The organism is Tumebacillus amylolyticus, from assembly GCF_016722965.1.
Classification (GTDB): Bacteria; Bacillota; Bacilli; order Tumebacillales; family Tumebacillaceae; genus Tumebacillus; species Tumebacillus amylolyticus.
In genome coordinates this window covers 38,604-50,320 of sequence record NZ_JAEQNB010000010.1, presented here as the reverse complement: position 1 = coordinate 50,320, position 11,717 = coordinate 38,604, and the positions used below count along the sequence as shown (strand labels likewise).

Here is an 11,717-nt window from a genome sequence, read left to right as displayed (position 1 = left end):
ATTATGTAGAAATGAAAACATACAACCAGTCCCCCAACCCGTCCTCTCGCCAGTTTTGGAGATGGACGACACGGTCAAAGCCGCGGGCGGTGAGGAGACGGTCAGCGCCTGGTTGGTCTTCGGGGATGAGGGCGTAGATCCGACGGACGGCGGCCGACCGTTCGGCGAAGTAGGTCTGCATGTCTTGGAACCCCGCTTCCAACAACCTGCCCGCCAACCCCTGACGACGACGAGACGGGATGATGCGCAGGCCTGTCAGTTGCGCAATCCCGGACTGGATGCCTTCGCGAGCCCCCCAGCTCAGCGTCCCCAAGATCAGCCCGTCTCCCTCAATCATCAACGTTCGATCCCATTTCATGTTAGACTCCGCATACCGCTCCGCCTCTTGAAAGTCCGGACTGTAATGCTGCAAATACTCGCGCACCAAGTACGCGTGGTCCGTTTCCTCGGCCAATCGAATCTCCATCGCGCCTTCCCCCTCCATGTCTGTTGCCTGCACCATGAAGAGTATAGCACCGTTGCGTCTCCGGAAATACACATAAAAGTATCGGTTGTTCTCCAACCGAGGAAAATAGAAAAAGCGCCCCTGTCACCAGAGGCGCTTTTTTTCCAACCTGTCGTGCCTTAGACCAACATGCCTGCGAGCAGGTCTGCCGCTTTGTCGAGAGCTTCTTGCAATTTCGAAACGTCCTTGCCGCCCGCTTGTGCGAGGTCCGGACGACCACCGCCGCCGCCGCCCGTCACAGCTGCGACTTCCTTGACCAGTTTGCCGGCTTGGATGCCCTTGCCGTTAAGGTCTTTGGTCACCGCGACGACGAAGTTCACTTTGTCCGTTCCTTGTGCCGCACCCAGTACGACGACGCCGGAGTCGAGACGCGCTTTCAGGTCTTCTGCAATCGCACGCAGACCGTCCATGTCCACACCGTCGAGTTTCGCTGCGAGGAACGGCACGCCGCCCACTTCGCGAAGTTGCTCGATGAGGTTTTTCACTTCACCCGCTGCGAGCTTGCCTTTCAACGATTCGATCTCTTTGCCGAGGTCTTTGACGTTGGATTGCAAGATGTCGACGCGCATCGGGATGTCGTTGATGTTCGACTTCAACTTGCCCGCGACGTCTGCCAGCAGACGGTCACGCTCGACGACGAACTCATACGCGCCCTTGCCGGTGACTCCTTCCAAGCGGCGCACGCCTGCCGCAATCGACGCTTCCGAGACGATCTTGAACAGGCCGATCTCCCCGGTGGAACGCACATGGCAACCGCCGCAAAGTTCGGTGGAGTAGTCGCCCGCTTTGACGACGCGCACGACATCGCCGTACTTCTCGCCAAACAGAGCCATCGCCCCGAGCGCTTTCGCTTCGTCGATGCCCATCTCGTTGATCTCGACGATTTCGTTCTGCCAGATCTGTTCGTTGACGCGGCGTTCCACGTCTGCAATCTCGTCGGCCGTCATGCCGGAGAGATGCGAGAAGTCGAAGCGCAGACGATCCGGGCCGACCAAGGAACCCGCTTGAGCGACATGCTCGCCGAGCACATCGCGCAGGGCTTTGTGCAGCAAGTGCGTCGCCGTATGGTTGCGGGTGATCGCCACGCGGCGTTCGTAGTCGATGGAAGCTTCTGCTTCATCCAGAACTTTCACCGTGCCGGAGAGCACGCGCGCCTTGTGCAGGTTGTAGCCGTTCGGCGCTTTTTGCACGTCGAGAACTTGGATCATGGCCGATTCGCCGACATGGACGAGACCGACGTCCGCCACTTGACCGCCCGACTCTGCGTAGAACGGAGTTTGGGACAGGAACAGCGCGATTTCATCGCCTTCATGCGCTTCTTCGACGATGCCGCCGCCGGAGATGATCGCGAGCACTTGCGACGAGGTCGCCGTTTCGGAGTAGCCGACGAAATTGGAGCGGATGTCGAGTTCGTCGTAGAGATCGGTTTGCACCGACATCGTGGAAACGTCCTTGCGGGCTGCACGAGCGCGTTGGCGTTGCTCGTTCAACGCTTTTTCGAACCCTTCGCGGTCGATCTCGATGCCTTGCTCCACACAGATGTCTTCGGTGAGGTCGATCGGGAATCCATAGGTGTCGTACAGGCGGAACGCATCTTCGCCCGGCAAGATGTTCTGGCCAGCACCCTTCACGCGATCCAGCACTTGCGCCAGCAGGGTTTCACCGTCTGCGAGGGTGACGTGGAAACGCTCTTCCTCCGCTTTGATGACGCGCTCGATGAACTCGCGCTTTTGCAAGACTTCCGGGAAGTACTCGCCCATGATGTCGCCGACGATTTTGACCAGCGTGTACATGAACGATTTCTCGATGCCGAGCACTTTCCCGTAGCGCACGGCACGGCGGAGCAGACGGCGGATGACATAGCCCCGGCCTTCGTTGGACGGGAGTGCGCCGTCGCCGACGGAGAACGTCACGGTGCGGATGTGGTCGGCGATGACTTTGAACGCCACGTCGAGTTCCGGGTTGGTGTGGTATTCCTTGCCGGAGAGACGAGCGGTCTCTTCGATGATCGGCAGGAACAGGTCGGTGTCGAAGTTGGTTTCGCCGTTTTGCATCAGCGAGCACAGACGTTCAAGGCCCGCGCCGGTGTCGATGTTTTTCTTGGGCAGTTCGGTGTAGGAACCGTCTGCGTTGTGGTTGAACTGCGTGAACACGAGGTTCCAGACTTCGAGATAACGCTCGCCGTTGTGGTTGTCCGGGTGGAAGACGTCGTCCGGGCCGAGTTCCGGCTTGCGGTCGTAGAAGATCTCGGAGCACGGGCCGCACGGACCTTCGCCGATGTCCCAGAAGTTGTCTTCTTCGGTGCGGCACATGTGGTCTTCCGGCACGCCGATCTCTTTGGTCCAGATGTCGTACGCTTCGTCGTCGTTCACGTGAACGGTGCAGTACAGACGGGATTTATCGAACTTCATCTCTTCGGTGAGGAACTCCCAAGCCCACGGAATCACTTCGCGCTTGAAGTAGTCGCCGATGGAGAAGTTGCCGAGCATCTCGAACATGGTATGGTGGCGGGCGGTTTTCCCGACGTTTTCGATGTCGTTGGTGCGGATACACTTCTGCGAGTTGGTGATGCGCGGGTTTTTCGGAATTTCCGACCCGTCAAAATATTTTTTCAGCGGCGCCATCCCGGCGTTGATCCAGAGCAAGGACGGGTCGTTGTACGGAACGAGCGAAGCGCTCGGCACAATGTCATGACCTTTGGATTCAAAAAACTTCACAAACCGATTGCGAATCTCAGCAGACTTCATGGTTCAAAACTCCCTTCAGATAGTAAAAAAAGCCTCCCGCCCCTGAAATAAATCCAGGGACGAAAGGCTTGTTGTGCACAATCGCGGTACCACCCTGGTTACCGCTTCCTCCACAAAAACACTGTGAAAAAAACGATCACCTTGGCGTGCGGTAACGGGCACGGACCGGCAGGGTTCACCTGCACTCAGAAGCAGCGTTCAAGCATCCTCTACCGAAGGGTCCTCTCAGCTCTGGAACCCTCTCTCTGACGGCGATCTATGCCCTACTCCTCTTCCTCAACGTATTCGTTGGATGAAACTGTCTCCATTATAGGGGTAGACCCCCTCATTCGTAAAGTAGTCTCTCCGCAATTGGGCCCCTCTATTCGGTTGGCAAGAGAAAAATGTCCCAGTCGTGAAACTTTTTCCCTCCGTCTTGCGTCCTATACAGAGGAGGGCTTAAAGGCGGATGCTTGTCATGGTACTTTCCCTCTATAATATAAACACCAAGGGAAAGTACAGCCAAGTTTAAGCGTGATTCAAACCCTTCATCAGACACCGTGTTCACAGAAGCTTGCCAACGTTACAGTCAACCTTGTTATTTGTCTGTAATATTCGAAATTCATTTGAAATTGGCGGTTTTCTGTGATATATTCATCTTGATGATGAATGTCATTTAAATTATTTATCATTCAGCACCAAAAAGGAGGAGTTTTCATGAAAAAAGCTTTTGCTTTCGTAGGTCTCGCCCTGGCAGCTGCACTTCTGGTGCCTGCAACCACTCAGACCGCTGACATCCAGGTCGCTCCTTCCCATGCAGTACAAATCAACAGAGACATCCCGATCTCGCCGGTGGTTTCGTACATCGTGCGCGATGGCGTTGTCGGCGGCGACGAAACCGCGTACATCGTGCGCGGCAAGAAAACCGGCCACGGCAACGAAGTTCAACGCGACATCCCGATCATGCCTCCGGTAGACACCGCGTACATCGTGCGCGAGGGCAAACCGCCGGTCGACGAAAGCGTGCAAACGGCGTACATCGTCCGTGACACTCCGCCGCCGTCCGATGACAGCGTGCAAACGGCGTACATCGTTCGTGGCAAGAAAACCAAGAACGATGTCGTTGTCGGCTAATCGGATGTCCAAGCTCCACGTAGCACATAAAACCACCTGAAGAGATTCAGGTGGTTTTATTTTTGACATCCTGTTGTCTATTGTTCGTCCGGGTAGCACTCCCCGAACTGGTCCCGGATCTCCGGCAGCCGCTCGCGCAAGCTGTCGATGATGTAGGTGACCTGTTCTTTTTTGTCCGTTTGCTCCATTTCCACGACGGTGTCCACGTCAAGTTCAACGGCGAAGCGGTACTGGTTGCCGTCGCGCAGGACGAGGATGCCGGCATCGTTGTGCTCGGCGATGGGGTTGTTGCCGACGAAATCGGAACGGCGTTGCAGGTGCGGTTTGATCTCCATATTGAAACTCCCCCTTCCGAGGGGTAGTGTGCCCAATGAAAAAAGAGCTGAATCCACCTCAGCTCTTTTCTCTAAAAATCGATAAGTCCTAACGAAATCGAAAGGGCTTCATTGACTCTGGACATCAATTCATCGTCCAGATGGGTGATTTTATCGGTCAACCGCTGTTTATCAATGGTGCGGATTTGTTCCAGTAGAATCACGGAGTCGCGGTCCAGACCGTAAGTCTTAGCGTCGATCTCCACGTGGGTGGGTAATTTTGCCTTCTGAATCTGCGCAGTAATCGCCGCGACGATCACGGTAGGGCTGAATCGATTGCCAATGTCGTTTTGAATGATCAACACAGGCCGAAACCCGCCCTGTTCGGAGCCCACGACGGGCGATAAATCAGCAAAATAGATGTCGCCGCGCTTCACATTCACCGACTCACACCCCGCTTACTAAACGGTCTAGAGTTGTCTCCGCCTCTTCCTCCGCCAAAAACGCTTCTGATGCGATATTCAGGTTGATCTTCGCCATCTCGAGGTAGCCTTTTTGCATCGATTCCCGGATGTATCGCTTCTTTCTCTCCAGCAGGTACAAGTTCATGGCCTCACGGATAAACTCGCTGCGATTGAGATTCTCAGCCTCAACAATGCCATCAACTTCCTGCAACAGATGATTCGGAACACTAACCATAATGCGTTTGGTTTTGGACAACACGCGGCACCTCCAAGCAACAATACTACCTAATCTCCACAGACATCCAAACGTATTATACCCATCATAACCTAAGTATGTCAAAGCATGCGGGTCTCTATACCAGATCATACCATCCCTGTGGAAATCAGGCCCCCCCTTCAACCTTCCCAACCTCAACGCAATTCATGTCACAAGGTTGTGTTCATGGACCGAACTTCGACAATTTCCGTGCCTTCCATGTACATGCGGGGGACGCGTCGACCGACGGCGCAGAGAACTTCATACGAAATCGTCCCGATCAAACTTGCTACTTCGTCCAACGTGATCTCGTCCTCCCCTTGCGCTCCGTAGAGCACCACTTCGTCACCGACTTGCACATCGTCAATCTCTGTAACATCGATCATCAACTGATCCATGCAGACACGGCCTGCAATGCGCGCGCGCCGTCCGCGGACGAGCAGCTCTCCGCGATTCGAGAGTTGGCGGGAGTATCCGTCTGCGTAGCCGATCGGGATCGTCGCGATCTTGGTGGGACGCTTGGCTTCAAACGTCGCGCCGTAGGAAATTTTCGTGCCGGGCTCCACGTCCTTGAGATGCACGATCTGCGACACCAACTTCATGACCGGGCGCAGTTTGACATCGCGGGGAACGTCCTCCGAGGGATAACACCCGTACATGGAGATGCCGAGGCGCACCATGTTGCCGGGGAGTTGCGGGAAGTTCAAAATGCCCGCACTATTTGATATATGCTGAAGCGGAATTTGTAGACCTTCGTCGGACAGGGCTCGCAAAATGTCGTTCCATCGCGCGACCTGTTCCTCTGCGTACGACTTGTCCGCTTCATCAGCGGTCGCAAAGTGCGTAAACAGCCCCTCGACGACGACGCCCGGCAGACTCTGCGCCAAGCGCACGAACCTAACCGTCTCTTCGACCGAGGTGAATCCGAGGCGGCCCATGCCGGTATCCGCCTTGACGTGAACTCTGGCCAACTTGCCCACTTCCAAAGCTTCCTGGTTCAACGCCTGCAACATCTCCTCTTGGTAGAGGGTCTGGGTGAGATCGTGTTCGACCACCAGTGCCGCTTGTCCGGGCGGCGTGTACCCCAGTACCAAAATCGGAGCTCGAATGCCCGCTTTGCGCAGTTCCAACGCCTCGTCCACCGAAGAAACGGCAAGATAAGTGGCGCCGGATTGCAACGCTTTGCGAGCAACGGGGACAGCCCCGTGTCCATAGCCGCCGGCTTTGACAACGGCCATCAACCGCGTGCCGGCCGGAAGTTGTGCATGAATGCCTTGGATGTTGTGCGCGAGGTTGTCCAAGTGGACTTCAGCCCACGTCGGTCGTACAAACATCAGATTCCCTTCTTTCTTTCCTTCTGTATATCCTATCCAGTTCGACACCTGCAGCAAGTGTCCTGCAAGAGTAAGGGTGTCTGCAATCAGACACCCTTTTTCCCCTGCTATTTGCCGTCTGTTTTGAGCATCGACTGGGCAACACGGACCATTTCGTCGGTCTCCATCTTGCCGGTCAATGAGAATTCCACACCATCATGGAACCATTGCATCGTGCGTGCCTCGCCCTCGTTGCCGGTCATGACCGCCGGCGTCCCCCACAGGTCGACGATTTCGCCTGTGCGCAAGTTGGAGTCCTTGGCAGCCGGGCGTTGCTCGATGATCGTGAACGGGTCTTTGCCCGAGTAGCGCAGCAGAACGCTCGATTGCGTCTCTTGCGGTTCCAGCAGTTTCGCACCGTCCGGCACGTAGCGCGGTTCGATGACGCCAAAGTCTTTCGCACCCGCCAGGACCGGTTTGGTTGCTGTCGGAGCCATCGCCATCGCCGATTCCGGGGTGAACGCGTCTTTTTTGAACTCAACGCCGGTTTTGAACGAATTGAAGTCCACCGAGACGATCGACTTGTCATCTTTGTCCAGCAGAGCGATCTGTTGCGGCTCGTAGCCGTTGTCTTTCAAGGTGACGCGTTGCGTGCTGACGAGCGGATTCTCCGGCTCCATCTTCATCGAGAACGAGACGGTTCCGTCACCGGTCGCGAATTTCTTGTCTTGCGCCGCCAAGATGCGGTCGAGCGCCGCGTGGTACAGGTAGACGTGGCCTTGGTTCTCCGCCCAGTCCCCTTTGAAACGGAAGCTCTTCTTCAACTGCGGCGATACGACAAAAATTCCGTCGTCGTTGCGCACGATCACCTGTGTGATCGAACTCGGGTCGTTGCCAAGCGCGATGCGGTAATAATGCGGCGCTTGGTACCAAGTCTCGATATAGTATTTCTGTTGCGAGTTGTTCGCTGTGACCGTCATGGTCGCTTTTGATTCATACGATTTCAGGTTTGACTTGAGATCGGTCAGGTCTTTCAGCACCGTTTCTTGATTCTGCGAGCCGCAACCGACGAGGGTGAGCGACAGGATCAGGATGCTCAGGAAGACGAGGTACCAGGGTTTTCTCATCCGTTCCATTCCTCCCAACATGATTCGAGAAACACTCTGGTACATGTCTATTCCTGTCCGACCCTCATTATGTACAAGTTACTTTTCCAAAATGACTTGGGCGACGGCGTATTCTTTGCTGTGGGAGATCGAGACGTGCGTGGAGGTCACACCCAATTGCTCCGCCAGTTCGGCCGCATGTCCGCGCAACGTCAATTGCGGGGCCCCCAGTTCCGTTTTGGTGATGATCAGTTCATGGAGCCCGACTTTGCCGATCCCGGTGCCGAACGCTTTGGACGCCGCTTCCTTGGCCGCCCAACGTCCGGCGAGATACTCGGCGCGGCGGCGCGGGTTGTCGAACATCTCGCGCTCTTCCGGTGCCAAGATGCGTTTCCAGATCGTGACTCCGTGTCGTTCCAGCATGTCGGTGATGCGCTCGATTTCAGTGATGTCGATTCCGGTTCCGATGATCATGAGTTTTTCCTCCCTTGTAATTCGTGCAGAATGATACCTTCATTGTACCGCAAGACTTTATCCCTTGTCCGTGACGCAATGCGGGGTTCTTTCGTATACTGCAGATATGTGACGATCTTTTCACGAAAAAGGAGGGCTGTGCATGGGCTTCATGATCTTGGCCATGGTCGGCGTGATCTTCGTGCTGCTCTGTGTCGCCATCGGCAAATCAGCCAACGGGCCTCGCCCTGTCAAACATCGTCGCTCCGGTGAGGACGGGTATTTGTTCGTAGACACGACTCCTCAAAACGACGGGCATCATCACCACCATCATCATAGCGGCGGGCATCACCACCATCACAGCGGAGACTCCGGCGGTGGAGACGGCAGCGACTGATGAAACGCATTTGCATGCAAAAAAACCCCTGTCCTCGCGCGTGGGACAGGGGTTTTTGCGCATGTGTTCAGGAAAGTTTCGGCAAGGGAGTCAGCATCTTCGTAAACTCGAGGACCGGCACCGGCTTGCTGAAGTAGAAGCCTTGGAACTCATCGCATTGCAGTTCGCGCAGTTTCTCGATCTGCTCGATGGTTTCCACGCCCTCGGCGACGACTTTGAGGTCGAGGCTCTTCGCAAGGGTGATGATCGTCTTGGTGATCGCAGCGTCTTCGGCGCGCGTGGTGATGTCGCGGACGAACGTGCGGTCGACTTTGAGCTTGTCGATGGGGAATTTCTTGAGGTAGGCGAGCGAGGAATAGCCGGTGCCGAAGTCGTCAATCGAGATGATACTGCCCATGTTGCGCAGTTCGTTCAGCATCTTGATCGCGTAATCGACATCCTGCATGATCAAGCTCTCCGTAATCTCAAACCCGATGCCGTGCAAATCTACGCCCGTCTCTTCCACCACGCGGCGCACCCGATCCAAGAAGTTCGGCTCTTGGAACTGGCGGGTTGAGAGGTTGACGGAGAGATGAATCGGAGCCAAGCCCGATCCCCGCCACGCTTGTTGGTGCTGGCAGGCGGTGCGGATGACCCAGTCGCCGATGTCGACGATCAGGCCGGTCTCTTCGGCAATCGGAATGAACTCGGCCGGCGACACCATGCCTTGTCCCGGTCGGAACCAGCGAATCAGGGCCTCGGCACCGACCACGACGCCGGTCTGAGCTTCGACCAGCGGTTGGTAGTACAGGGCGAACTCGTCATTCTCCAGCGCCGTTCGCATCGAGCGTTCCAGTTCCACTCGCTTCGCCATGCGTTCCGTCAAGATGTAGTCGAAGAACCGGTAGTTGTTCTTGCCTTTGTCCTTCGCTTCGTACATCGCGATGTCTGCATGTTGCAACAACGTCTCCGGGTCTTCTCCGTGTTCCGGTGCGAGCACGATCCCAATCGAGCCGGTCAGATAGAGCGGTTGCCCGTTCAACTGGAACGGCGCGTGAATCGCGTCCACCACTTTGCGGGCCGCAGCTTCGACATGATCGCGGTTCTTGACTTGTGTCAGCAGCACCACGAATTCGTCTCCGCTGTTGCGGCTGTAGGAGGTGGCGTCCGGCAGGCAGTCTTGCAGACGGCCTGCGACCATCTTGAGCAGTTGGTCCCCGACGGTGTGACCCATCGTGTCGTTGACATGCTTGAAGTGGTCGAGGTCGAGGAACAAGATCGCCACGATGTCATCGCCGCGGCGCTGTTTGAGCGCGGTGCGAAGATGATCGCGGAACAGCGTGCGATTCGGCAGTTCGGTGAGCGAATCGTAGTACGCCATGTGCGAGATGAGAGCCTCGGCCCTTTTTTGCTCGGTGACGTTCTTGAGCGTGCAATAGACGCCCGTCATTTCACCGTTGACGTGGATGGGCATCAGCGCCACTTCCACCGTCAGTTCTTCGCCTCGTTTGTTCAGCCACTTGAATTCACCGTAATGTGGGGTGTCGCCGCCCTTGATTTTCTCGATGGAGAGCCAATTGCTTTTGGATCGGCTCTTGGGGACGAATTGAATCAGCGGTTTGCCGATGACTTCCTCCATCGTAAACCCGCTCATCTCTTCGGCGGCCTTGTTAATCGAGATGATGTTTCCTTCAAGGTCGAGCGAGATTACGGCGTTCAAGTTGTACTCGAACAGGGACTTGTAGCGTTGTTCGTTTTCTTCCAGTTCCCGTTCTTGACGTTTGCGTTCGGTGATGTCACGGGAAACGACCATGATCCGCGAGATGTTGCCCTCGTCGTCGAAGATCGGCGAGCATTTCGCCTCGAAGATGGCGATCTCGTTTTTCTGCGTTCGGCAGCGGAACTCCATAACCACCGGACCGCGCAACATCACGCAGCGGTGGAAGCTGTCGATGGAGGTCTGCACATCCTCCGGCGCGATGATCGAAGCGGCTTTCTCCCCGATCAATTGTTCCACCGGATACCCGAGCAACGCTTCATGCGAGGGCGAGGCGTAGTGAACCGTGCCGCTCGTGTCGATCAACGAGATCAAGTCCGAGGTGTTCTCGGCGATCATCTGGTACTTCGCTTCACTGCGGGAGAGTTCTTCCTCTACCTGTTTGATTTCTGTACGGCTTTTGATAAAAATGTGCATGGCCGGCTTGCCCTGGTACGAGACCGGGGAGACGACCGCATGCACAGGCATCAACCGCCCGTCCATCCGGTAGATCCACTCTTCCGCATACTCCCGGCGACCTTTGAGGTGCGCGTTGGCTTGCATCTTGGCGATGAAGTCCGGGTGCATGAATTCGACGATCGAGCGTCCGAGCAGGTTCTCGCCCGGTGCCACGCCGAGCATTTCCAACGTGGCGTCGTTCAAAACCACCACATTGCCCGCTTGGTTCAAGGAGATGGCAATCGGAGAGCCTTCCATAATCGAGGAGTAAAGCGCTTCTTTCTCCAGCAGATCTTGGATCATCGCTTGTTTCTCCGTGGTGTCGCGTCCGACGACCAGCAGCCCCTCAAGGCTTCCGTCGTCATGGAACACCGGCACCCGCAAGACGTCAAATACAGCTTCGGTACCATCCAAGCGGGTAATCCGCTTCTCGACGGGCACGAGTTGACTGTCCGACTCCTCATCGAGTTCGATGAGCACGGCCAGCAACGGGCGCTCTGCTTCTACTTGCGCTTGAGTTTTCCCACGAATGTCGTCATCCTGAAGGTTCAGCAATTCACGTCCGTAGCGGTTGATTTCCAGCCAGCGTCCGTCTATGTCGAGAAAGCATACGAAGTCCGGCATGGCATCAATCAGTGTGCGCAACCGCCGTTCGTTCTCCAGCAACGCTTCCTCCTCCTCCGTTCGGTACTCCCGACGGTATCGTCGTGGTGTCTGGACACCCCTTCCCGTGTTGGTCACCCCAAATCCCATTGCTGCCTCCTCATGCTGTATGTCTAAAAGGTAAAGGTTGTGTTGTTTTCATCGGTAAGGATCAATTCGACAGGTTATGACACATCTCCTACCCGCTTACAA

The 11,717-nt window shown here is 55.9% G+C and carries 11 protein-coding genes; 2 read left to right on the top strand and 9 right to left on the bottom strand.

The annotated features are described in order from the left end of the window. Window position 1 precedes the first annotated feature (1 nt). A complete protein-coding gene (locus tag JJB07_RS22215; protein ID WP_201638307.1) occupies window positions 2–466 on the bottom strand; it encodes a GNAT family N-acetyltransferase in 465 nt (154 codons plus the stop codon). 158 nt (window positions 467–624) lie between these two features. Next, window positions 625–3,252: an alanine--tRNA ligase gene (alaS, locus tag JJB07_RS22210; RefSeq protein ID WP_201638306.1), complete on the bottom strand. Its 2,628-nt coding sequence runs from the start codon at window positions 3,250–3,252 to the stop codon at window positions 625–627. 696 nt (window positions 3,253–3,948) lie between these two features. Here alaS and JJB07_RS22205 point away from each other — a divergent pair. Then, the gene (locus tag JJB07_RS22205; protein WP_201638305.1) at window positions 3,949–4,365 is read left to right on the top strand and encodes a hypothetical protein; all 417 of its coding nucleotides are present in this window, start codon (window positions 3,949–3,951) and stop codon (window positions 4,363–4,365) included. Window positions 4,366–4,442: 77 nt separating this feature from the next. On the opposite strand, the gene JJB07_RS22200 is transcribed toward JJB07_RS22205, so the two are convergent. From JJB07_RS22200 to acpS, 6 genes are all read right to left on the bottom strand, one after another. Further along, window positions 4,443–4,700 (bottom strand): hypothetical protein, encoded by a 258-nt coding sequence (locus tag JJB07_RS22200; RefSeq protein ID WP_201638304.1) that lies wholly within the window; start codon window positions 4,698–4,700, stop codon window positions 4,443–4,445. 71 nt (window positions 4,701–4,771) lie between these two features. Beyond that, entirely contained in the window at window positions 4,772–5,122 is a 351-nt protein-coding gene (locus tag JJB07_RS22195) for a type II toxin-antitoxin system PemK/MazF family toxin (protein ID WP_109690939.1), read from the bottom strand. Between the two features lie 4 nt (window positions 5,123–5,126). Further along, on the bottom strand, window positions 5,127–5,378 hold the full coding sequence (locus JJB07_RS22190; RefSeq protein ID WP_038094469.1) for a CopG family ribbon-helix-helix protein: 252 nt from the start codon (window positions 5,376–5,378) through the stop codon (window positions 5,127–5,129). A gap of 191 nt (window positions 5,379–5,569) precedes the next feature. Then, window positions 5,570–6,733 carry an alanine racemase gene (alr, locus tag JJB07_RS22185; protein WP_201638303.1) on the bottom strand — a complete coding sequence of 388 codons (1,164 nt, stop codon included), beginning with the start codon at window positions 6,731–6,733 and terminating at the stop codon, window positions 5,570–5,572. A gap of 107 nt (window positions 6,734–6,840) precedes the next feature. Beyond that, window positions 6,841–7,839 carry a DUF4367 domain-containing protein gene (locus JJB07_RS22180; protein ID WP_201638302.1) on the bottom strand — a complete coding sequence of 333 codons (999 nt, stop codon included), beginning with the start codon at window positions 7,837–7,839 and terminating at the stop codon, window positions 6,841–6,843. 78 nt (window positions 7,840–7,917) lie between these two features. Next, complete coding sequence (gene acpS / locus JJB07_RS22175; RefSeq protein WP_201638301.1) at window positions 7,918–8,292, bottom strand: holo-ACP synthase; 375 nt, start codon at window positions 8,290–8,292, stop codon at window positions 7,918–7,920. 142 nt (window positions 8,293–8,434) lie between these two features. Between acpS and JJB07_RS22170 the strand changes: the two genes are divergently transcribed. Continuing rightward, window positions 8,435–8,668: a hypothetical protein gene (locus JJB07_RS22170; protein WP_201638300.1), complete on the top strand. Its 234-nt coding sequence runs from the start codon at window positions 8,435–8,437 to the stop codon at window positions 8,666–8,668. A gap of 67 nt (window positions 8,669–8,735) precedes the next feature. Here the strand turns inward: JJB07_RS22170 and JJB07_RS22165 are convergent, their stop codons facing one another. After that, a complete protein-coding gene (locus JJB07_RS22165) occupies window positions 8,736–11,615 on the bottom strand; it encodes a PAS domain S-box protein (RefSeq protein WP_201638299.1) in 2,880 nt (959 codons plus the stop codon). Window positions 11,616–11,717: the final 102 nt, after the last annotated feature.